We start from the raw sequence: 23555 nt of genomic DNA on the forward strand, positions 1-23555 counted from the left end.
TGAAAAATATGGGCGAAATTCGCTTTTTATATAAAGGTTTTTCATGGAACATTTGTAGAACAAAGTATATATGAAAAATTAGAACGTATAAATTATATAAGAAAGGTGGAAAAAGATGAGAAAATTTGAAGCTGAAAGCTACGATATAGTAGTTGTCGGAGCTGGACATGCTGGATGTGAAGCTGCACTTGCTTCTGCAAGAATGGGACACAAAACAGCTATGATAACAATGTCACTAGATTCTATAGCTGCACTTGCTTGTAACCCTTCAATAGGTGGAACAGGAAAAGGACATCTAGTTAGAGAGATAGATGCGCTTGGTGGAGAAATGGGTCTAAATATAGATAAAACATTTATCCAGAGTAGAATGTTAAATACTGCAAAAGGACCTGCTGTACATTCTTTAAGAACTCAGGCAGATAAATTTAGATACCATGAAGAAATGAAAAAAACTATAGAAAATCAGGAAAATCTTGATTTAATAATGGACGAGGTTGTAGAAATAGCCCATGATGGTCAGACTGTAACAGGGGTAATAACTAGAATGGGAGCTATATACAGAGCAAAGGCTACAATACTTGCTACTGGAGTATATCTAAATTCAAAAATATTTATAGGTGAAGTATCATTTAATGAAGGGCCAAATGCATTAGGATATGCAGCATATCTAACAGATAGCTTAAAAGAGCTTGGACTTAGAATGAGAAGATTCAAAACTGGAACACCTTGTAGAGTACATAGAGATAGTGTAGATTTTTCAAAAATGGATAGACAGGATGGAGATGCAAAAATAGTTCCGTTCTCATTTATGAACGATAAAATAGAAAGAGAACAGGTTCCATGCTACCTAACTAGAACTACTGCCGAAACAAAACAGATGATAGAAGAAAATATAAAAAGATCTGCAATGTATGGTGGGGAAATAGAAGGAGTTGGGCCTAGATACTGTCCATCAATAGAAGATAAAATAGTGAGATTCTCAGACAAAGAAACTCATCAGATATTCATAGAACCAGAAGGATTAAATACAAAAGAAATGTACGTTCAAGGGCTTTCTACAAGTTTACCTTTTGAAATACAAAAGGACATGTACAAGACTGTATTAGGTCTTGAAAATGTTAAAGTAATGAGACCTGCTTATGCAATCGAATACGACTGTATAGACCCAACACAGCTAAAACTAAATCTTGAAATAAAAGGCGTAGAAAACTTATTCAGTGCAGGACAGTTCAATGGAACATCTGGATACGAAGAAGCTGCAGCACAGGGATTAATAGCTGGGATAAATGCGGTTAGAAAAATAGAAGGAAAAGAGCCATTTACACTAGATAGATCAGAAGCATATATAGGCGTTCTTTTAGACGACCTTGTAACTAAAGGAACTAATGAGCCTTATAGAATGATGACTTCAAGATGTGAATATAGATTATATTTAAGACAGGACAACGCAGATATGAGACTTACTGAAAAAGGATACGAAATAGGTCTTGTAACTGAAGAAAGATATAATAAATACCTAGCTAAAAAAGAAATGGTAGAAAAAGAATTTGAAAGATTAAAAGAAGTTAGAGTAACTCCAAAAGAGTCAAATGAAATAATGGAAGCTCATGGATTTGCTAAGCTAAATGTAGGATTATCTTTATACGAATTCTTAAAAAGACCTGAAGTTGACTATGCATTAATCGACGAACTTGGAAAAGGTGCTGGTGATGATGTGCCTGACTACGTAAAAGAGCAATGTGTAATAGTAACTAAATACGAAGGATACATAGACAAACAGCTAAAACAGATAGATCAGTTTAAAAAGCTAGAAAGCAAAAAATTAAGCGAATCAATAAATTACTCTGAAATAGAAGGATTAAGATTAGAAGCTAGACAGAAACTAGATGCAATAAAACCTAACTCAGTTGGACAGGCATCGAGAATATCTGGTGTTTCTCCAGCAGATATATCTGTACTTCTTGTATACCTTGAACAGATGAGAAGAGGTAAGAAAAATGACTAATGCAAATAGAGAGCTATTAAAAAATGGAATAGAAGAATTTGGTCTGAAAGCAGACGATAAAACATTAGATAGATTTAGAATGTACAGAGAACTTCTTGCTGAATGGAACCGGAAAATGAATCTAACAGGAATAGACGACGAAAAAGGAACATACATAAAACACTTCCTAGATTCTGTATCTGCTGTAACAGGTGGATATATAAAAGACGAAATGTCTATAATAGATGTAGGAACAGGTGCAGGATTCCCTGGGGTTCCATTAAAGGTGTGTTTAGAAAATACAAAGGTAACACTATTAGATTCTTTAAACAAAAGAATAAACTTCCTTCAGGAAGTTTGTAATCAGTTAGAGCTTGAAGATGTAGAATTTATACATGGTAGAGCAGAAGATTTTGGAAAAAATCCAGATTACAGAGAACAGTACGATATAGCTACAGCTAGAGCTGTTGCTGGACTTCCAATATTAATGGAATTTTGTGTACCATTTATAAAAGTTGGAGGATACTTTGTATGTTTAAAAGGGCCTAATGCTGACTTAGAACTTGAAGAATCTAAAAAAGCGATGGAAGTTCTAGGCATAGAATTTGTTGAAAAGCTAGATATAAAGCTACCAGAGACAGATTTAAATCACAACATACTAGTATTCAAAAAAGTATCTGAAACACCTTCAAAATATCCGAGAAAAGCTGGTAAACCAGCAAAATCACCGATAAAATAATTTCCCGGAAAATAATTCTATAGAGTAAGAGAGGATAATTATGGGAGAAAAAAAGATAATAGAAGTAGAAATAGATAGTATACTGCCAAATCCATATCAGCCTAGACTTCACTTTTCTGATGCTGCACTAAAAGAATTAGCTGAATCTATAAAAGTGCATGGAATTATACAGCCTATAACTGTTAGAGAAAAGGATGGACAGTATGAAATAGTTGCTGGCGAAAGAAGATTTAGAGCATCTAAGTTAGCAGGACTTGAAAAAGTACCAGTTATAATAACAGATATGGATGATGAAGCATCTGCGGTTGTTGCAATGCTTGAAAACCTACAGAGAGAGGATCTAGATTATTTAGAAGAAGCTGTAGGATATAGCAATCTAATAAAAGAACATGGATTTACACAGCAGCAGCTTGCTGAAAAATTAGGAAAAAGTCAATCTACAATAGCCAATAAGATAAGACTTTTAAAACTTCCTGAAAATATAAGAAATGAGGCTATGGAAAAAGGTCTATCAGAAAGACATACTAGAGCTCTTTTAAAGCTTTTAAAATTAGATAATGAAGAAATTATCATAAAAGCAATAGATAAAATATCTAAAAATCAAATGACAGTTAAAAAAGCTGAAACAATGATAAAAGATATTCTTGAAAATCCTAAAGAGGAACCAAAGACAGAGGAAGAGCCACCTAAAAGAAATGTCAAAGCTATGATAAATATGAGAATATATCTAAATACTATAAAACAGGCTTATGACATGATAAAAAATACTGGAATAGATGCCCAGTATAAAGAAGTTGAAAAAGACGATTATGTCGATGTAATTGTAAGAATACCAAAAAGAAAATAAATAAAAATAAAAAGTAACTATGAAATGATTATTTTGTAGTTACTTTTTTTATGGAAATTTTGCAATGAAAATTTCATATGAATAATAAAAAGATGCTATCGTATTTATAAGTCTGAAAATTATAATTGACATTGTCAGAAAAATAATATATATTTTAAATTTATAAATATTTAAGTTTAACAGGAGGAATTTAAAATGACAGGAATAGAAACAAAATGTGTACAATCAGGATACAAACCAGGAAATGGAGAACCAAGACAGCTTCCTATATATCAGAGTACAACTTTTAAATATGATACAAGTTCAGATATGGGCAAATTATTCGACCTTGAATCAGATGGATATATGTATTCAAGACTTGCAAACCCTACATGTGATTTTGTGGCAAAAAAAATAGCTGATCTTGAAGGTGGAACAGCGGCAATGCTTACAAGCTCAGGTCAGGCAGCAAACTTCTTTGCAGTATTCAATATAGCTGAAGCTGGAGATCATATAGTTTCATCAGCTACAATATATGGTGGAACATTTAACCTTTTCTCTGTAACAATGAAAAAAATGGGAATAGATTTTACATTTGTATCACCAGATTGTACAGAAGAAGAGCTTAACCGGGCATTCAAACCAAATACAAAGGCTGTATTCGGTGAAACAATAGCAAATCCTGTACTTACAGTACTTGATATAGAAAAATTTGCAAAAGCAGCACATGCACACGGTGTTCCTCTAATAGTTGATAATACATTTGCTACACCTATAAACTGTAGACCTTTTGAATGGGGAGCAGATATAGTAACTCACTCTACAAGTAAATATATGGACGGTCATGCATCTGCAATAGGTGGATGTATAGTTGATTCAGGAAAATTTGATTGGACAAAATATCCTGACAAATTCCCTGGATTATGTACTCCAGATGAAAGTTATCACGGTGTTACATATACAGAAAAATTTGGTATAGAGGGAGCATTTATAACTAAATGTGTGGCTCAGCTTATGAGAGACTTCGGCTCAAATCAGCAGGCACAGATTGCATACCTTCTTAACATAGGACTTGAAAGTCTTCATCTAAGAGTAAAAAGACATTGTGATAGTGCACTTAAGGTAGCAAAATTCCTTGAAGAAAACGAAAATATAGCATGGGTAAATTATCCTGGACTTGAAAGTAATAAATACTATGAAACAGCAAGTAAATATCTTCCAAATGGAAGCTGTGGAGTAATAAGCTTTGGTGTAAAAGGAGGAAGAAAAGCTGCTGAAGAATTTATGGGAAAACTTAAAATAGCTAATATAGAAACACATGTTGCAGATTCTCATACATGTTGTCTTCATCCAGCAAGCTCAACACATAGACAGCTTTCTGATGAACAGCTTGTAGATGCAGGAGTTTCTGCAGATCTTGTAAGGCTTTCAATAGGACTTGAAGATCCGAAAGATATAATAGAAGATTTAAAACAGGCACTTTTATAGGGGGTGTTTATATGCCGATAAAAATACCGGATGCACTTCCGGCAGCGAAGACACTAAAAGAAGAAAATATATTTGTAATGACAGAAAAAAGAGCTATAACCCAGGATATAAGACCACTTAGAGTTGTACTTTTGAATCTGATGCCTAAAAAAATAGAAACAGAAACACAGATATCAAGACTTCTTGGAAATTCTCCAATACAGGTAGAACTTGAACTTATAGCTACAAAAAATCATACATCAAAAAATACACCGATAGAACATATGCTGTCATTTTATAAAACATTTGATGATATAAAAGACCAGAAATTTGACGGTATGATAATAACAGGAGCTCCGGTTGAGATGATGCCTTTTGAAAAGGTAGATTACTGGGATGAACTATGTGAAATAATGGAATGGTCTAAAAAGAATGTACACAGTACATTCCATATATGCTGGGGAGCACAGGCTGGGCTTTATTATCACTATGGTATAAATAAAAAAATACTTCCTCAGAAGATGTTTGGGGTATTTCCTCATAAAGTTGAATTCAAAAACTCTACGCTTTTCAGAGGATTTGATGATACATTCTATGTACCTCACTCAAGACATACGACAGTAAGCAGATATGATATAGAAAAAGAGCCAAAACTGGATATACTTTCTTCTTCTGATGAAGCTGGGGTATATGCAGTTGCTACAGAGTCTGGAAATCAGATATTTATAATGGGACATTCAGAATACGATGCAACAACTCTTGAAGCTGAATATCTGAGAGATAAAAATGCAGGGCTTGAGATAGAAGTTCCGAAAAACTACTATCCAAATGATGACGATACAAAACAACCTATGGTAACATGGAGATCTGGCGCAAATCTTCTTTATTCAAACTGGCTTAATTATTTTGTATACCAGACAACTCCTTACGATATAAACAAAGTTAGAGTATAATTAAAAAAATGAATGAATGTCAAAAAATAAGGATATGGAAACATATTCTTATTTTTTTATTTATTAAAAAAATAGATATAAAAAAATAGGTTCAGGTTATATAATATAAGAGAACAAATATTAAAGGAAGATGATAAATATGAAAGAAATTGAAATGTATAAAATATATTCAAATAAAAATCAGCCTAGAAAGAATTTTGACGAAGAAAAAATACAGGAATTAGCTGACTCAATAAATAAATACGGACTATTGCAGCCAATAATCCTAAAAGAAGACTCAAACGGAGAGTATATGATAATCGCAGGTGAAAGAAGATTTACTGCATGTAAAAAACTAGGAATGAAAAAAATACCTGCGATAATAAAAGATGTTTCATACGAGGAAATAGATAAACTTGCTATAATAGAAAACCTTCAAAGAGAGGATTTAAGCCCTGTTGAAGAAGCAAAGGCCTATAGACGCTTAATTGAAAAATACAATCTTACACAGGTGCAGCTATCCGAATCTGTAGGAAAGAGCAGGCCTTATATAACAAACAGTATGAGACTATTAAACCTTTGTGAAAAGGTGTTGGATATGTTGGATAAGGGTGAAATAAGTTCTGGGCATGGAAAGGTACTTTTAAGAGTTGAGAATAAAGATGAGCAAGAAAGACTTGCGAAAAAGATTATAAGAGACAAACTTTCTGTACGACAGCTTGAGTCTATAGTTAATAATATGCAGAACAAGGAAAAGAAAGAAAACAGCAAACCTGTATATGAGAAGGATCTATTTGTACTTCAAGCAGAGGACACTATGAGAAATATACTAGGTACTAAAGTAAATATCACTAAGGGCAAAAAGAGTGGAAAGATTGAGATAGAGTATTATAGCGACGAGGATTTAGAAGCTATAATTAATATGCTGTTAGGGGAATAAAAATTTAGAACGCATAAATATATAAACTTTAAAGTATAAACAATAAAAGGTCATCAATTAAAGATGACCTTTTTGTATGCTTAAAATATTTAGTTTTTATCGGCTTCAACATCTTCACCAGTTCCCTGATTTAATCCAGTTCTTTCTGGTTTTAGATAATCGCCTTCACCTAAAACTATATGACCACTTTCATAGTCTTTACCGTCAACTGTAAGCTGAATCTGATCTACATCAAAGTTTTCTATAAATGTCTGAGCAACAGCATCAAGCATAAGTGATTCTGCACCACTACCTAGATTATTATTTATAAAAGCTGAATTTACGTCTAATAATCCAGTTTTTGTTCCATTAGCTTCTGTTACATCAAAACTATTTAATTTAGCATCTTTAGGAATAACACCTAAATTTTTTAATTCTTCAAATACAACTTTAGGGTCTTCTTTTTTAGCTTTAACTTCATTTTCAATTAATTTTTCATTTTCTAAATCGTAATTATATACTACTATGCTTTCTTCTTCTGTTTCTTCACTGGCTAATTTATCATTTTCTTCTTTGTCGTCTTTTTTATCCTCTTCTTTATCAGAACTTTCCTGCTGAGTCTGAGTTGTGTTGTTGTCCTTATCTTCTGTATTGTTTCCTGCGTCTGTTTTACTGCATCCTACAAATGCAAATGCAAGTACAAGAGCTACTGCAAGAGATGTTAATTTTTTTATTTTCATAATACTTTCCTCCTAATTAAAAATTCTAATAGAATTATATTTTGAATGGCAAATATTTGAATTTACCGAGTTCAATTAATTAAGTGCTTTTTTATATTATACTATACTTTTAAAATATTAGGGATACAAAAGAATTACAACGTCTTTTAAAAAAGTTATGATTAATGAAAAAGTTGTAACCTAAAAGTATATATTATGAAAAAAATGTGACAACTTGATATAGAAGTTGTAATATATAGATATAGAAAAAATCTATAAAAAAGTATATCACTATATATTTTTAGATGTGATAAAATTAAAAAGTAAAATAAATTAATTTTTTTAAGGGAGATGTTTAAAAATGATAAAAGTAGATGCTAGAGGATTAGCTTGTCCAAAACCAGTTATAAACACTAAAAAAGAATTAGAAAAAATATCTGAAGGAACAGTAGTTACAACTGTTGACAACACTACTGCAAAAGAAAATCTTTTAAAATTAGCTAAATCTCTTAACTGTGAAGCAACAGTTATAAAAGAAGAAGACGGTGAAATAGAAGTTCAGATAGTTAAAGGAGAAGCTGCAGCTGAAGTAGCTACTGAATCAAATGACGATTTATGCGATCAGGTTGTTTTCATATCATCTGATAGAATGGGTTCAGGAAATGATGAATTAGGAAAAGTTCTTATAAAAGGATTCATATACACTTTAACAGAAACAAAACCATATCCAAAAGCGGTTGTTCTTGTAAATGGTGGTGTTACACTATCTACTGAAAATGAAGCCACTGTAGAAAATCTTAAAAAATTAGAAGAAGCTGGTGTACAGGTATTATCTTGTGGAACATGCTTAGATTACTATGGATTAAAAGATCAGTTAAAAGCTGGTGTAGTAAGCAATATGTATGACATAGTTGAAACATTAAAAGGTGCATCAAATACAATAACAATAGGATAATTTTTAAAATTAAATACGATAAATAAAAATTGAGCAAAGAAAAAGCTATTACAGTAATTTTATACTATAATAGCTTTTTTATTTTATAAATTATTTTCTATAGCCATAGATAGATAATCAGCACAACCTTCAATATTTCTATCATAATATTCTTTAAATCTCTCATCCATTGTATACATCATAGCTAGAGATTTATGTGCCTCTACGCTGTATTTATTCCAAGTCATTTTTATCCATTTCTGGTGCATATTAACAAGTTCTTTTGCCTCTTTACTGTCTAAATCTAGATTTTCTTTTACACATTTTTCAACTAGAGTAAGGATATTTTCTTCTAATTCTTTAAACATCTGATAATCCTCCTCGCTCATATTAAGCATTTTTCTATTAGATTCATCTATTGAATCATCTCCATATTTTTCTCTTATTTCTTTTCCATAAGTTCTTTCATTTTTATCTATTAAATTCTTTTTAAAGACTTCAAATGTTTCTCTATCTGTCATATTATATTCTCCTTTCAATGATTTTATAGATAATTTTACAGAATTAATCATCCTATCTATTTTAAGCTTTTGTTCCTCAAGGCTTGAAAGATGCTCCTCAAGTGCATCGGATAAATCAAAATCTTTGCTATATATTATTTCTTTGATTGTGTTAAGGTCAAATCCTCTTTCTTTGTAAAAAAGTATCTGCTGCAAAAGAGCTACCTCCTTATCTCCGTAGTATCTATAACCAGATTCATTTATAAAATTCGGCTTTAATAGTCCAATTTCATCGTAATATCTAAGTGTTCTCGAGCTTACACCTGATATTTCAGAAAGTTTTCCGGTACTGTACAAAAAATCACCACCTAATAAGCATATATATTTCTATAGAAATAAAAATTAGCTAACTTTAATCTCATAATAAACTATTACGCAGCGTAAAGGTCAATAAAAAAATAAAAATAAATGGAAAATATTTGCTTTCTAAACTATAATATAATGTAGAAAAAATTGTTGGTTTTAAAAATAATTAAAATAAAAAATACTAGAATAGAACTAGTGTCATAAAATTCACAAAATTTAGGAGGGAAATAATAATGGAAACAATGTATATAGTTGCATTCAACTCAACTCACAACGCTATAAAAACAGAAAAATTATTACAGAAAGATGATATAAAAGCTACAACACTTCCAACACCAAGAGAAATAAGTGCTAGTTGTGGAATATCAATAAAATTTGAAAAAGAAGATATGGATAGAGTAAAAACTATTCTTGATGAAAATGAAATAAGCTACAAAGGTTTATTCATGATAGAAAAACTTGAAGGTGGAAAAAGAAGCGCCTCAGAATTAAACTAATGGAGGTATTATTATGCCGTTAAATCTTGAAAAAGGCGATATAGTAGAATTAAAGAAACCTCATGCCTGTGGTTGTAAAGATTTTGAAATAACTAGAGTAGGTATGGATATAAAAGCCAAATGTAAACAATGTGGAAGGCTAATTATGCTAGATAGAGAGACTTTTGAAAAAAGAGTTAAAAAGATAAATAAAGTTAGTGAATAGTATATATTAGTGAAAAATCCAAACTTTACTTAAAACTTAAAATTGTAAATATTGTACTTAATAAATTAAATGATAAATATTATATGCAAAAAAATGATATAAAAATAACGTGTTTTTTTAATATTTAACGTATATTATTTAAGAAAAATTTGATATAATGTAATTGTAAAATGAATAAATTCATTGAAATAAACATTTTCATGGGGGTGCTATAAAAATGGCAGTAAAATTTGCAAGAAGATTAGACAACTTAGAAGGATCAGCAATACGTGAGCTATTAAAATTAACAGCTAGACCAGAAGTTATATCATTCGCTGGTGGTATGCCTGCTCCAGAATTATTCCCAGTAGAAGAAATGAAAAAAATATCAGTTCAGGTTCTTGAAGAACAGGGAAAAGTAGCTTTACAGTACACTACTACTGAAGGTTACAAACCATTAAGAGAAAAAATAGCAGAAAGAATGAACAGAAAATTAAAAACTAATGTAGGTCCAGACGATATACTTATAACAAGTGGATCTCAGCAGGGGCTTGATTTCTCTGGTAAAGTATTCCTAGATGAAGGTGACATAGTATTATGTGAAAGTCCATCATACATGGGTGCTTTAAATGCTTTCAAATCATATCAGCCAAAATTCATAGAAATACCAACAGATGATAACGGTATGATAATGGAAGAACTTGAAAAAGTATTAGAAGAAAATGACAGAGTAAAAATGATATATGTTATACCAGATTTCCAGAATCCATCAGGAAGAACTTGGCCAATGGAAAGAAGAGAAAAATTCATGGAAATAATAAACAAATATGAAATACCTGTTATAGAAGATAACCCATACGGTGAATTAAGATTCGAAGGTGAATTCTTACCATCATTAAAAGCTATGGATACTAAAGGTTTAGTAATATTCCTTGGAACATTCTCTAAAATATTCTGCCCAGGATACAGATTAGGATGGACTTGTGCAGCTCCAGAAATATTAAACAAATACAATATATGCAAACAGGGAGCAGACTTACAGGCTTCTACAATATCTCAGATGGAAGTTAATAAATTCATAGAAGAATATGATTTAGATGCTCATGTTGAAAACATAAAAGCTTGCTACGTTAAACGTAGAGACTTAATGCTAAAAACTATGGAAGAAGAATTCCCAGCATGTGTTAAATTCACTCATCCACAGGGTGGTCTATTCACTTGGGTAGTACTTCCAGAAAACGTAAAAGCAGCTGAAATGGCTACTAAATGTCTTGAAAAGAACGTTGCATACGTACCAGGAGATTCATTCTTCCCTAATGGTGGAGTATACAACTGCTGTAGATTAAACTACTCTAACATGCCAGAAGACAAAATAGTTGAAGGTATCAAGAGAATGGGACAGGTTTTAAGAGAAGAATTAGGTGAATAATCTCTTTTAAAATCTAAATTTAATATCAAAATAAAAAACAACCCTCTGGCTTTTACCAGGGGGTTTATTTTTTATAAGGTTATTTACTTTATACAAGAAACACAATTAACTTACGTATAAATAGGATTTAAACTATTTTCGATTTATTTTATATTTTTGTATTTAGAAAATGGTGTCCAAAATGCTGGTGTAAATATTAATGTTCCCTTAGCTTCTGAACTACCTACATTTTCAATTATATGTGGGACATTACTTTTTATAATAGTACTATCTCCAGAATTTAGATGTATAGATTCATTTGGAAGATGGATTAATAGCTCTCCTTCTTCTAATAAAACGATTTCTTCGCTCTCATGAACAAGATGAAATTCAGAGTCACAGCACATAGGTTTATGAAAGAACTTTATTGCTACTGCTTGTGGTGTAAATTCTTCATGAGGTAAGGTAGATAGTATATGGTATTCAACAAGTGAATTTGGTTGTTTCATTATCAAAACATCTTCACTTCTTGTAGTTAAAATTTCAGATGTCTTTTCTTGGTCGAATAAAAGAAATGTAGGAATACCAAGGGACATTGAAATTTTTCTAAGAGAAGAAAGAGACGGGTCGACTAAATTTCTCTCAATTTGTGATATGTAACCTATTGATAGACCTGTATCATCTGATAATTTTTGTAAAGTAATATTTTTACCCTTCCTAAAAGTTCTAATTCTCTCTCCTAACATACGCTCGCCCTCTTTAAAATTTTATTGTATTTATAAAAATTTCTTGCAATAAATTATATATTTTTATAATATCATAAAAACGTCCAAAATAAACTTTTTTCTTGCGTTATAACGTAAAAATATAGTTGACAATAACATATCTACATGATAATATATACAAGTATGAGAATTAGATTCTCATTTCTCTGCTCTAAATAATTTAGAGCCGTTAAGTCCAAAGGGAGGTGAATTGTAGTGAGAGATTACGAATTAGTTTACGTTGTGAAACCAGTTCTAGATGAAGAAACTAGAGAAGGTGTACAGAACAGAATAAAAGAAATAATAGAAGCTAATGGTGGAGAAGTAACTAAAGTTGACGCTTGGGGAAATAGAAAACTAGCTTACCCAATAGCTAAATTTACTGAAGGTTTCTACACACTAGTTAACTTCAAAGCTTCTGTAGAATTACCAAAAGAATTAGACAGAAACTTAAAAATAAACGAAAACGTAATAAGACACATGGTAGTTGTTTGTGACTAATCATATCTTATTTAAATAGGTGGTGTTTTAATGAATCAAGTAGTATTAGTAGGAAGACTTACTAAAGACCCGGAATTAAGATATATTCCAGGAAGTGGAACACCAGTTGCCACTTTTACTCTTGCAGTAAATAGAGATTTTACAAAGAGAGATGGCACAAGAGAAGCCGATTTTATTCCTATAGAAGTTATGGGAAAACCCGCTGAATTCTGTGCAAACTATCTTACAAAAGGAAGATTAGTAGCGTGCAGTGGACAGTTAAGAATTGATAACTATCAGCAGGCAGGCGAATGGAAGACTTTTACTAAAGTTAGCTGCAGACAGGTCGATGCACTTGAAAGCAAAAAAGCTGTTAGTGAAGGATCTTATAATAGTTTTGAGAATAATTACAGTAATAATATAAACGATAATCAGAATAAACCAGCTTTTGAACCTGCTGGTCCTTCTCCAACTCCGGACTTGGACATAAATGGGTTTGGAGCGGTTGACGATGACGACGTACCATTTTAAAAAGGAGGGGAATTAGTCATGATGAACAAAAGAAGACGTAAGAAAAAAAGAGTTTGTCAGTTCTGCGCTGATAAAAACGCTAAAATAGATTACAAAGATACTCAGAGATTACAGAGATATGTTACTGAAAGAGGTAAAATATTACCAAGAAGAATATCAGGAACATGTGCTAAACATCAGAGAGAATTAACAAAAGCTATAAAAAGAGCTAGAAATATAGCACTTTTACCTTACACATTAGACTAGTAAATAATAACGGATAAAATCCTATCGAGTTATACTCGATAGGATTTTTTTCGTTATTATAAAGTTTTTAAAAACAAAAAAATTTGAAACTAAATAAATAGTATGCGATAAATGAAATATAAAAAAATGAAATTTTTAAAAGAGTAGTGTAACAAAAATTTGTATATATTAGCATAAAGTGATGTATTAGATAAAGACTTTTATATATAGTTATTTATGATATAATAATAATATTAGGGTATTAGTTGAATAAATGATAAAAGTGTACACTTTGCTGTATACAATTATCGATTAAAAGGATTTTAATTTTTAAATCACATAAGGTGTGATTACAAATAAACTAATAAATAGATATGACAGGAGAGGAAAAATGAAAAAGCAAAACCAAGCGATAACTGTTATGCTATCAACTGTAATTGCAATATTTTTAACTGTTGGAACATCTAATCTTACTGCAGCGTCGGTAGCTATAATTTTTACAGTTTGTATACCTTTTGCGGTTATCGGTATGATTTCCAACGAAAGACAGAGCATGATAGCTTTTATAGTTTCAGTTTTAGCTATATTTGGTTTAACTGATGTTAAATATGCTGTTGAGGTTGTTATGACCTTTGTTATACCTTCTCTTATTTTAGGAAGACTTGTTGATTCGGTAAGTGAAAAAGATGACGATGATAGACAAGATCCACTTTATATGGGAATAATTATTTTCATTTTATCGACGATAGCATATATTATCGTAGCCAAATATATGATGAATATAGATGTATTAAAACAGCTAACAGATACATTCTCTAATATGGCTAAAACACGGCTAGAAACTATGCCTAAGGAACAATTAAAACTTATTGGAGATGCAACACCTGAAGAACTTACAAATATGTTCAGAAACATGATAGTATCATTGTTATTTGTACAATCTTGTATGTGTGTATTTTTCACGTATTTCTTAGGTGGTTCAATAGCAAAAAAATTAACAGAAAAAAATCTAAATAGAGTTAGAATGTCTGAACTATATTTACCAGGAAATGCAGTAGTTATAACATTTGTTATATATCTAGGAGTATATGGACTTTCTTATATGGATACATCTCTAAATGTTATTGCAATAATGGGAAATCTACAGATAATCTTCAATTTAATGTTTATGGTTCAAGGTATATCAGTATGTATATACATAATAAAGAATAGAATTGTAAGAGGAAGAGGGGGAATAGTATTCCCAGTTATATTGATTGTTACTCTAGGAGTAATGGGTGGAGGTACACTTATAGCCCTACTAGGTATGCTTGATTGTATTATGGATTTCAGAAAGCTTAAAATAAATAAAATGAAGAAATCCATGTAGGAGGATTGAAATGAATGTAAAGCCAAATTTAGATAGAAGTAACCGAGAAATTAAAATATATATGGTTATAATGCTTTTTGGAGGATTAGCTCTTTCATATTATAACGTTTTAATAGGAATTGGATTTATCGCTATATCAGGACTTGTATTCTACTTAAATTTAAGAAATAGCGAGTCTAAAAAATTAGAATGGTTAAAATATGTTGAAGATCTATCTTTAAATATGGATAAAACAGCAAAAAAATCTATAAAATATCTTCCTATACCAATGTGTGTTATAGAATTTAATGGGAAAATAATCATGCATAATGAAAAATTTTCAGAAGTTACTGGTAGAGAAAGATTGCTCGACGAAAATATAAACGATCTTGTAGGAGATATAGATTTAACAAAGGCATTAAATGATGAAAATGAAATGTACTCTGAAATAGAATACAAAGAAAGAAGATATAAAATCGTATATAGAGTGATAAAGAATAAAACAAGCTCAGATGTAGACTATATGATGGTTCTTTATTGGTTAGATATAACAGATTATCTAATGCTTAAAGAGAGATATATAAATGAAAAGACAGTTATAGGTCTTATAGAAGTAGATGGGTATGAGGAAGTACTTAAAAGTGCTGAAGAAGAAAATAGACCTCTTATTACTGCGGATATAGAAAGAATACTATCTACATTTGAAACTGAGTCAAAAGCTGCTATGAAGAGAGTCTCTAAAGATAAATTCTTCCTAGTAATGAACAGAGAAGAACTTAAAAAAATAGAATTTGATAAATTTGAAATACTGGATAAAATTAGAAATATAGACCATGGAAATACTTTCCCAGTTACAATAAGTATGGGTATAGGTATAGATGGTGAAACTATAAATGATAATTTTAAAATGGCAATCGGAGCATTAGATTTAGCATTAGGTAGAGGTGGAGACCAGGTTGTTGTAAAAACTAAAGATAATTTCTCATTCTACGGTGGTAAATCGAAGGCTGTTGAGAAAAAGACAAAAGTAAAATCAAGACTGATAGGTCATGCACTTAGAGAAATAATAAATCAGAGTGAAGATATTCTTATAATGGGGCATAGATATCCAGATATGGATGCAATGGGTGCAGCTGTAGGTATATACGACCTTTGTAAGGCTTGTGGTAAAGAATCAAATATAGTTTTAGAAAATGTAAATGATTCTATAGAAATATTTGCCCAAAAGATAAAAAGGGACAAATACTACAAGGGTATTTTTATAAATCATGAAACCGCAATAGAAAGATGTAAAGAGGATACACTTGTAATAGTTTTAGATACACATAGACCAAACTTTACAGAATGCCCTCAGCTTTTAGATATATCAGATAAGGTTGTTGTTATAGACCATCATAGAAGAGGTGTTGAATTTATAAGCGATACAGTGCTTTTATTCCACGAAATTTATGTATCTTCTACTTGTGAAATGGTTACAGAACTTATTCAGTATATGGACGAAAATATTAAAATAAATAAAATGACTGCAGAGGGGCTTCTAGCGGGTATAAACCTAGATACTAAAAACTTTGCATTTAAGACAGGAGTTAGAACATTTGAAGCGGCTTCTTATTTAAGAAAAATCGGTGCTGATACAATAGAGGTTAAAAAGCTATTTAATGCGGATATAAGCGACTTTACAACTAAAGCAGAAATTATTCAAAACACAAAAATTATAAATAATAGAATTTGTATCGGATATACTTCTTCAGAAATTGACAATGTAAATGTAATAATAGCTAAAGCAGCTGATGAGCTTTTAAATATCAGACAGGTAGAGGCTTCATTTGTACTAGGTCAGAAAGATGGAAAAGTATTTATTAGTGCTAGATCTTTAGGAGATATAAATGTACATGTAATGATGGAAAAATTAGGCGGTGGCGGACATATAGATATAGCCGGAGCACAGCTTAAAAATGTATCTCTTAAAAAAGCATATAATATGGTACATGAAATAATAGAAGAATTCTTAGAGGAGGATAAATAGATGAAAGTAATATTATTAAAAGATGTAAAAGGTACAGGTAAAAAAGGAGAAATGAAAGAAGTTAGTGATGGTTATGCAAGAAACTTCTTATTCCCTAAAAAAATGGCTGTACAGGCAGATGCAGGAAATATAAAAGAATTAAAAGAAAAACAGAAATCACAGGAATTCCACGCTCAGAAAGAATATGATGAAGCAGTACTTCTTGGAAAACAGATGGAAGAAATAAACATAGAAATATACACTAAAGCTGGAGATGGCGGAAGATTATTCGGTTCAATAACTTCTAAAGAAATAGCAGAACAGCTTAAAAAACAGAAAGGTATAACTATAGATAAAAGAAAAATAAATCTTGATGAACCAATAAGAGTTTTAGGATCAAGAAGAGTAGAAATAAAAATACATCCAAAAGTAACTACTAACATAAGAGTAGATGTTAAAGAAAAAAATAAATAAGATAGGGTAGAAAAATGGCAGATATAACCAGAATACCACCTCATAGTGTCGAATCAGAGCAGTCTATTCTAGGTTCAATCCTGCTTGATAAAGACGCTATAATCACAGTAGCAGAGACAATAACTCCAACAGATTTCTATAAAGATGCACATAGAATTATATATGAGAGTATGATGGCTCTGAACAACAAGAATGAACCTATAGATATGGTAACATTGACGGATGAGCTTAGAAAAAGAGGTTACCTAGATGATATAGGTGGAGTAACATATTTAACAAGCTTATCTACAATAGTTCCTACTACATCGAATGTAAAATATTATGCAGAAATAGTAAAAGAAAAATCAGTACTTAGACAGCTTATTAAAGCTTCCAACGACATAATAAATTTAGGGTATGGAAGTGGAGAAAATGCTGAGGATGTACTAGATTTTGCTGAAAAAAAGATATTCGATATTTCTCAGGAAAGAACAAGCGATGATTTTAAACCTATAAATCAAGTACTTATGGATACGTACGATATGATAGAGTCTATATACTCTAACAAAAGCGATGTAACAGGAGTAACGACAGGATTTAAGGATTTAAATAAAAAAATAAATGGACTACAGAGAACAGACTTAATACTAGTTGCTGCAAGACCTGCTATGGGTAAAACCGCATTTGCACTTAATTTAGTACAAAATGCAGCAATAAAAGGAAATGCTTCGGTTGCAGTATTCAGTTTGGAAATGTCTAAGGAGCAGCTTGCTCAAAGAATGATAGCAGCTCAATCAAATGTAGAGCTTAAGAAAATGAAAACAGGTACATTAAATGATGCAGACTGGCCTAGGATAATAAGTGCTATGGCAGTTATGTCAGACGCAAAAATATTTATAGATGATACTCCTGGTATAAAAATAAATGAGCTTAGATCTAAATGCAGAAAGTTGAAAATGGAACAGGGATTGGATTTAGTTATGATAGACTACCTTCAGCTTATGGAAAGTGATTCTAAGAATGAAAGTAGACAACAGGAGATATCTAAAATATCTAGATCTCTTAAAATACTAGCTAAGGAATTGGATTGCCCAGTTGTTGCACTATCTCAGTTATCAAGAGCACCAGAGCAGAGAGCAGACCACAGACCAGTTCTTTCAGATTTAAGAGAATCTGGAGCTATAGAACAGGATGCCGATATAGTAATGTTCCTTTATAGAGATGAATATTATCATTCAGATTCAGAGAAAAAAGACCTAGCAGAAATAATAATTGCTAAAAATAGACACGGAGAAACTGGCTCAGTTGAGCTAGTTTGGATGGGTTCTATACAGCGTTTTGGTGATAAAGTAAAAGATTTATAAAGTTTTATATCCACAGAATATAGGTTCGTAAGCCTTGGTTTCTGTGGATATTTTTATGTTTAAAAGATAAAATGTTGAAAAATAAACAAATAGGATATCAACAATATCCACAAGTGAATTGTTGATAAATGTTGATAACTTTTTTGAATAAATTTATGCAAAAAAAATAAAAAAAAGTGTTGACGAGAAGGCATATTATAGATATAATATTACTTGTGGTTGAGGGAACACATTAAAAACCTTCAAAAATACAGGATGTGGTCTATTAGCTCAGTCGGTAGAGCACTTGACTTTTAATCAAGGTGTCCCGCGTTCGAATCGCGGATAGATCACCACTTCATGGCCCGTTGGTCAAGCGGTTAAGACACCACCCTTTCACGGTGGTAACAGGGGTTCGATTCCCCTACGGGTCACCATCTTTTTTATTAATATTTTTTAGTGTGGGGTTATAGCTCAGCTGGGAGAGCATCTGCCTTACAAGCAGGGGGTCACAGGTTCGAGCCCTGTTAACCCCACCATTAAAACTGAACACGCTGGTGTGGCTCAATTGGTAGAGCAGCTGACTTGTAATCAGCAGGTTGTAGGTTCGAGTCCTATCACCAGCTCCATATATACTTTAAATCTGGATATTTAGGCCGGATTTTTTTTTACCCTTTTTTACGAAGAAAAGATATTTTAAAGAATTAGTGGTAGAGTACTACTCAAAATTATAATCATTACAAATGAAGGATATTGCATATGTATTTATGCGATGTCCTTCTTTTTTGTGATATAATGAAAAAAATATTAATTATTGGAGGATAAATTATGAAAGTTACATTTTTAGGTCATTCAGTAGTATTAATAGAAAAATATGGATTTAAAGCTATTATAGATCCATTTATTACAGGAAATGAACTATGTCCAATCAAAGTTGATGAATTAAACGATTTGACTCATATATTTATAACACATGGACACTCAGATCATATGGGAGATTGTATCGAGCTTGCTAAAAAATGTGATGCTACAGTAATTGCTAACCATGAAATAGCTCATTACCTAACTAAAAAGGGCTTAGAAGTACATTCTATGCATATAGGAGGAAAATTTAATTTTGATTTTGTAAGTGTAAAAATGACTCCAGCTCTTCATGGCTCAGGAATAGAAGACGGAGATGATATGCTTTATGGAGGAAACCCTTGTGGATTTCTAATAGAAATTGATGGCAAGAAATTATACCATGCTGGAGATACAGGTCTTACAATGGATATGAAACTTCTTGAAGATGAGAATATAGACTTGGCATTTCTTCCAATAGGTGGAAACTTTACAATGGATATAAAAGACGCAGCAAGAGCTTGTGAATTTATTAAGCCAGATAGAGTAGTACCAATGCATTATGATACTTTTGATTTAATAAAAGCAGACCCTAAGAAATTTAAAAAGAGAGCAGAGTATGCAGAGGTAGTTATACTAAATCCTGGAGATGAGGTAGACTTATAAAAGTTGTATGATAAAATAAAGTGCTGTCGTATAAATACTTACGCAGCACTTTTTATTGTTTATATTTTTATTTTCCAATAACCAGAACGATTAGAACCTATTCTCTCTAAAATTCCCAACGTAAATCATTTCCAAGAAACTCTAATAACTTAAAGTTTCCAACGATTCTGGAAAAAGTTCTCTGAGAATATAATTCCGCAGTTTTCATAGGACTTAGATTAGTTGATATAATAGTCTTTTTGCCAGAGATTAGTCTAGTATTTACTATATTAAAAATTTCTCCACTTGTAAACGAGTTGTTTAGCTCAGTTCCTAAGTCGTCTATAATAAGTAAATCGCAATCAAAAAGATTTTTATAATTTTCATCGTTTATTCTAGAATCTTCATCTTTTCTAAATTTATAATTCTCTAAAATCTCAAGTATTCTAAATGCGGTCTGATAAATAACGCTGTAACCTTGATCTAGCAAAGCTTTTGCTATGCAGTTACACATGTAAGTTTTTCCTAAACCTGTTCCACCATAGAAAAATAAATTTACATTATTGTCCTCTGCAAATTCATTTACAAAAGAATCACACACAGATAAAATTTTAAGAATATTTTGCTTTGGAGATATATTCTTTTCTTTTATAATTTCATCAGAGAATATATTTATATCAAAATTATCAAAGTTCTCTTTTTCTAAAACCCTACTTAAATTTGACATTTTATATGCTTCATTGATAATTGCTTGTTTAAGGCACGTACACTTTTTACCACCACTTAAGAAACCTGTATCTTTGCATTTAGGACAGTTGTACTGCATTTCAAGGTAGTTTTCTGGGATTCTATTTTCAGCTAAAATTTGTTTTTTTCTATTAACAAGTTCTTCCATTTCACGCTTACATTCATAGACAATTTCCTCTCTAGCCTTAGTGTCCTTTAAAACAGCTTTTGTAAGTCTAAGACCAGACATTGCAATTTCATCGTCTATTTTCTTTATTTCAGGAAGAGATTCATAAATAGAGCGTTTCCTTTTTTCTAATTTTTCTTCATTATCATCTCTTCTTCGTTGATATTTAAGGAGAATATCTCTAATTTTTTCCTCTTTCATATAATTTCATCCTTTCTAAAGATAAAGTTACTTAAATTTCTTTTCTTGACTCTTTCTAATTTTTTCTTCAAGTTGTTCAGGAGTATATTTTGTAATTGTTTCCTCAAAGTTTTTAAATTTATTATGGTTTACAGGAGATTTAGAAATATTTCTGTTATATGAATAAGTCGATTTTTTAGCATTTTGCTCTTTTTGTTTTTCTAGTTCTTTTTCTTTTTCCTTCCGTTTAAACTCCTCAACAGCTTTAAGCTCAGCAAGAGTATGTATTTCCTCATTAGCCCAATTCTTGACTATTCCGTTGACATAAGATATTGAAGGAGTGGATATATTTTTACATTTTGAACAAGCTTCAAGTACAAGCTCGATGTCGGCATTATACACATCAAACCATGTATCCATAGCTTCTTTTTCTGCACGAGTAGGCTCCCTTCTAAAGCCGAGTTCATTGAAAACAATGCGATACATTGAGTATCTCTGGCTTCTTTCGGCAAAACTATCCTCGACATCTTTAACAGTATAAAGGTTTGAATCGTACCAGTTTCTAATAATAGCCTCTATATATTTTAGAGGTTTAACAGCACCGGTTTGATCCTTTGCATGTTGATATGCACATACAATCATATCATCGCTCATATTATACTTATCCATAATTTCCATTATAGATATTTTTTCAGAAGCTTCCAAATATCTACCTATAATTTTGTTTATTTCATTAAACATTTTTCTCATTTTAGGATTTGAATTTCTTTCAACAACACTATCAGCACTTGAAGAAATAGATTCCTTTTGTTTAGATGAATTTCTTATATAAAGTGCATCCAAATCCATAAACTCTACAGAAAAATTAAATTCATCATCTAAGCTTTCAGAATGGATTTTAATAAGTCCTGCATTTTCCCAGAATTTCCAAGCATTTACAACATCAGAAAGTGGTATATTAAGATTCTGAGCTATTGATGAATTATCAAAACGTGGATTAGAACGTATATCTGTAGCCATTCTATATCCAAGTAAATATACTTTAACAGCCAAGCCATCTGCCATAGGCATAAATATATCTATAAAAACGTTGGAGATTATAGATGCTCCAAAGTTAGTTGAATTTTCTTCTATAAAAAACATTACATCACCTCAAGAATAATTATATCATACAAAAAAGAAACGCATAGAATAATGTTAAATGGAAATAATAAAAAATATTTAAGTTTTACAAACTTAAAATGTAAATGAAAAAGTATACTTTGCAAGTTGTACCGTTAAAACAGCAAGCTATACCAAATATATTGTTAAAAAAAATAGATGTAATATAATGAAATTAAAGAAGGAGATAAATATACAGGGGGTGTAGAAAATGAAGGAAAGAAGAAAAATAGATTTATTTGGAGCAGTTACAATGTTGGTAATTTCTATGGTTGCATTTTATCTAAAGAATAGTGTAGGAGCAGAAATGGCAGGCTTACCTTTGAAAAGTTTTGTATATATAGGAATAGGAATATTCGTTTTAGGTTTAATCTACACAATAATGGAAACAAAGATGCAGCTTCCTTACTTCTACGGAAGAAGTCAAAGTGGTGGATCTAATGCCAATTCATTTGTAGTTATGGGTATTGGAGCAGGATTAATAGGAAGCAGTATAGCAAGTGAAGTTGTTTTAACTCTTGTTCTTATAGCTGTAGCTATAGCAGTTAGAATGTTTATGGATAAGAGATATAAAGAAAAGAATGAAATAGAGTAAAAAATTATATAGTGTGGTGAAATATTATGCCAGAATCAGTAGTAGAAATAGTTAGGGTGTGTATAGGATTTTTCTTAGTAATATTTGGATATATAGCTTCTATAAAAGAAAGATATTTAGGTATGCCGCTTATTGGTGCGAGGGAGCAACCAACAGGTATAATCAATGGATTTGTTGCAACACTTGGTGGTGTACTTTTAATATCGACAAGTGTACAGAGATTTTTCTTATTGGGATTGCCTTTGATTTTAATAAGTGTAATACTTCAGGCAATAGTATTAGCACACTTAAAGAAAAAAGCAAAACATTTCATAGGAAAAGAAGGAAAGGCTGCAACAGATATGAAGAGAAAACATAATGGATTTGCAGATTTTAACGGTAAAAAAACTAAAGTGTACGCAGAAATGGATATACAAGTAGGTGAAATGGTGTATGTATCAGATCTTGAAGGCAATATTATTAAGGTAAAAAAATTGAAATAAAAATGTGTCGCTATATTTTGAAAAGTACCTATAGAGTAGATGATTATAAATATGTCTATACCTATAGGTGCTTTTTGTATGATTTTAAGAGAATAGAGATTAATTTTTAGAAACA

The 23555-nt window shown here is 31.2% G+C and carries 25 protein-coding genes and 4 tRNA genes; 24 read left to right on the forward strand and 5 right to left on the reverse strand.

Going from position 1 to position 23555, the window contains the following annotated elements; all coding sequences use genetic code 11:
- Positions 1-115 precede the first annotated feature (115 nt).
- The 6 genes from mnmG (at position 116) to ACK2WO_RS02465 (ending at position 6888) form a co-directional block, all read left to right on the forward strand.
- Entirely contained in the window at positions 116-2005 is a 1890-nt protein-coding gene (gene mnmG / locus ACK2WO_RS02440; protein WP_178412870.1) for a tRNA uridine-5-carboxymethylaminomethyl(34) synthesis enzyme MnmG, read from the forward strand.
- Complete coding sequence (gene rsmG, locus ACK2WO_RS02445) at positions 1998-2723, forward strand: 16S rRNA (guanine(527)-N(7))-methyltransferase RsmG (RefSeq protein WP_178412869.1); 726 nt, start codon at positions 1998-2000, stop codon at positions 2721-2723. Before mnmG ends, rsmG begins: the two co-directional genes overlap by 8 nt.
- Before the next feature lie 40 nt (positions 2724-2763).
- Positions 2764-3570, forward strand: a complete 807-nt coding sequence (noc, locus tag ACK2WO_RS02450) for a nucleoid occlusion protein (RefSeq protein WP_414698251.1) — start codon at positions 2764-2766, stop codon at positions 3568-3570.
- 195 nt (positions 3571-3765) lie between these two features.
- Positions 3766-5037, forward strand: coding sequence for an O-acetylhomoserine aminocarboxypropyltransferase/cysteine synthase family protein (locus tag ACK2WO_RS02455; protein WP_414698252.1), 1272 nt, complete (start codon positions 3766-3768; stop codon positions 5035-5037).
- Positions 5038-5048: 11 nt separating this feature from the next.
- Positions 5049-5969, forward strand: a complete 921-nt coding sequence (metA, locus tag ACK2WO_RS02460; RefSeq protein WP_414698253.1) for a homoserine O-acetyltransferase MetA — start codon at positions 5049-5051, stop codon at positions 5967-5969.
- Between the two features lie 139 nt (positions 5970-6108).
- Positions 6109-6888, forward strand: coding sequence for a ParB/RepB/Spo0J family partition protein (locus ACK2WO_RS02465; protein WP_414698254.1), 780 nt, complete (start codon positions 6109-6111; stop codon positions 6886-6888).
- Between the two features lie 89 nt (positions 6889-6977).
- Here ACK2WO_RS02465 and ACK2WO_RS02470 read toward each other — a convergent pair whose 3' ends face one another.
- Positions 6978-7607, reverse strand: coding sequence for a GerMN domain-containing protein (locus ACK2WO_RS02470; protein ID WP_414698255.1), 630 nt, complete (start codon positions 7605-7607; stop codon positions 6978-6980).
- Between the two features lie 340 nt (positions 7608-7947).
- On the opposite strand from ACK2WO_RS02470, the gene yedF reads away from it, so the two are divergent.
- Positions 7948-8541, forward strand: coding sequence for a sulfurtransferase-like selenium metabolism protein YedF (gene yedF, locus ACK2WO_RS02475; protein WP_414698256.1), 594 nt, complete (start codon positions 7948-7950; stop codon positions 8539-8541).
- 83 nt (positions 8542-8624) lie between these two features.
- On the opposite strand, the gene ACK2WO_RS02480 is transcribed toward yedF, so the two are convergent.
- Complete coding sequence (locus ACK2WO_RS02480; RefSeq protein WP_414698257.1) at positions 8625-9377, reverse strand: MerR family transcriptional regulator; 753 nt, start codon at positions 9375-9377, stop codon at positions 8625-8627.
- A gap of 242 nt (positions 9378-9619) precedes the next feature.
- Between ACK2WO_RS02480 and ACK2WO_RS02485 the strand changes: the two genes are divergently transcribed.
- From ACK2WO_RS02485 to ACK2WO_RS02495, 3 genes are all read left to right on the forward strand, one after another.
- Positions 9620-9883 carry a DUF3343 domain-containing protein gene (locus ACK2WO_RS02485; protein WP_414698258.1) on the forward strand — a complete coding sequence of 88 codons (264 nt, stop codon included), beginning with the start codon at positions 9620-9622 and terminating at the stop codon, positions 9881-9883.
- A gap of 13 nt (positions 9884-9896) precedes the next feature.
- A complete protein-coding gene (locus tag ACK2WO_RS02490; protein WP_178411399.1) occupies positions 9897-10088 on the forward strand; it encodes a DUF951 family protein in 192 nt (63 codons plus the stop codon).
- A 217-nt stretch (positions 10089-10305) separates the two neighbouring features.
- Positions 10306-11496: a PLP-dependent aminotransferase family protein gene (locus tag ACK2WO_RS02495; protein ID WP_006440965.1), complete on the forward strand. Its 1191-nt coding sequence runs from the start codon at positions 10306-10308 to the stop codon at positions 11494-11496.
- 143 nt (positions 11497-11639) lie between these two features.
- On the opposite strand, the gene ACK2WO_RS02500 is transcribed toward ACK2WO_RS02495, so the two are convergent.
- Positions 11640-12221 carry a helix-turn-helix domain-containing protein gene (locus ACK2WO_RS02500; protein WP_414698259.1) on the reverse strand — a complete coding sequence of 194 codons (582 nt, stop codon included), beginning with the start codon at positions 12219-12221 and terminating at the stop codon, positions 11640-11642.
- Between the two features lie 234 nt (positions 12222-12455).
- On the opposite strand from ACK2WO_RS02500, the gene rpsF reads away from it, so the two are divergent.
- The 12 genes from rpsF to ACK2WO_RS02560 all read left to right on the forward strand — a co-directional run bounded on the left by rpsF (position 12456) and on the right by ACK2WO_RS02560 (position 20130).
- Positions 12456-12740 (forward strand): 30S ribosomal protein S6, encoded by a 285-nt coding sequence (rpsF, locus tag ACK2WO_RS02505; RefSeq protein WP_178411401.1) that lies wholly within the window; start codon positions 12456-12458, stop codon positions 12738-12740.
- A 30-nt stretch (positions 12741-12770) separates the two neighbouring features.
- Positions 12771-13250 carry a single-stranded DNA-binding protein gene (locus ACK2WO_RS02510; RefSeq protein ID WP_178411402.1) on the forward strand — a complete coding sequence of 160 codons (480 nt, stop codon included), beginning with the start codon at positions 12771-12773 and terminating at the stop codon, positions 13248-13250.
- Positions 13251-13268: 18 nt separating this feature from the next.
- Positions 13269-13496 carry a 30S ribosomal protein S18 gene (gene rpsR / locus ACK2WO_RS02515; RefSeq protein ID WP_040410706.1) on the forward strand — a complete coding sequence of 76 codons (228 nt, stop codon included), beginning with the start codon at positions 13269-13271 and terminating at the stop codon, positions 13494-13496.
- A 370-nt stretch (positions 13497-13866) separates the two neighbouring features.
- On the forward strand, positions 13867-14844 hold the full coding sequence (locus tag ACK2WO_RS02520; RefSeq protein ID WP_414698260.1) for a DUF2232 domain-containing protein: 978 nt from the start codon (positions 13867-13869) through the stop codon (positions 14842-14844).
- A 10-nt stretch (positions 14845-14854) separates the two neighbouring features.
- Entirely contained in the window at positions 14855-16849 is a 1995-nt protein-coding gene (locus ACK2WO_RS02525; RefSeq protein WP_414698261.1) for a DHH family phosphoesterase, read from the forward strand.
- The gene (gene rplI, locus ACK2WO_RS02530; RefSeq protein WP_118549581.1) at positions 16850-17302 is read left to right on the forward strand and encodes a 50S ribosomal protein L9; all 453 of its coding nucleotides are present in this window, start codon (positions 16850-16852) and stop codon (positions 17300-17302) included.
- A gap of 14 nt (positions 17303-17316) precedes the next feature.
- The gene (gene dnaB, locus ACK2WO_RS02535; protein ID WP_178411405.1) at positions 17317-18645 is read left to right on the forward strand and encodes a replicative DNA helicase; all 1329 of its coding nucleotides are present in this window, start codon (positions 17317-17319) and stop codon (positions 18643-18645) included.
- Between the two features lie 259 nt (positions 18646-18904).
- Positions 18905-18980: transfer RNA gene (locus ACK2WO_RS02540), tRNA-Lys, on the forward strand.
- Positions 18981-18986: 6 nt separating this feature from the next.
- Positions 18987-19061, forward strand: a tRNA-Glu gene (locus ACK2WO_RS02545).
- Positions 19062-19087: 26 nt separating this feature from the next.
- A tRNA-Val gene (locus ACK2WO_RS02550) sits at positions 19088-19163 on the forward strand.
- Positions 19164-19177: 14 nt separating this feature from the next.
- Positions 19178-19253 (forward strand) — tRNA-Thr (locus ACK2WO_RS02555).
- 199 nt (positions 19254-19452) lie between these two features.
- Complete coding sequence (locus tag ACK2WO_RS02560) at positions 19453-20130, forward strand: metal-dependent hydrolase (RefSeq protein ID WP_414698262.1); 678 nt, start codon at positions 19453-19455, stop codon at positions 20128-20130.
- 106 nt (positions 20131-20236) lie between these two features.
- Here ACK2WO_RS02560 and ACK2WO_RS02565 read toward each other — a convergent pair whose 3' ends face one another.
- Positions 20237-21223, reverse strand: coding sequence for an ATP-binding protein (locus ACK2WO_RS02565; protein ID WP_414698263.1), 987 nt, complete (start codon positions 21221-21223; stop codon positions 20237-20239).
- Between the two features lie 27 nt (positions 21224-21250).
- Positions 21251-22345, reverse strand: a complete 1095-nt coding sequence (locus ACK2WO_RS02570) for a DnaD domain protein (RefSeq protein ID WP_414698264.1) — start codon at positions 22343-22345, stop codon at positions 21251-21253.
- A 229-nt stretch (positions 22346-22574) separates the two neighbouring features.
- On the opposite strand from ACK2WO_RS02570, the gene ACK2WO_RS02575 reads away from it, so the two are divergent.
- Complete coding sequence (locus tag ACK2WO_RS02575) at positions 22575-22958, forward strand: hypothetical protein (protein ID WP_414698265.1); 384 nt, start codon at positions 22575-22577, stop codon at positions 22956-22958.
- Between the two features lie 26 nt (positions 22959-22984).
- Complete coding sequence (locus ACK2WO_RS02580; RefSeq protein ID WP_414698266.1) at positions 22985-23440, forward strand: NfeD family protein; 456 nt, start codon at positions 22985-22987, stop codon at positions 23438-23440.
- Positions 23441-23555 lie beyond the last annotated feature (115 nt).

Source organism: Peptacetobacter sp. AB845, assembly GCF_047528295.1.
Lineage (GTDB): Bacteria > Bacillota > Clostridia > Peptostreptococcales > Peptostreptococcaceae > Peptacetobacter.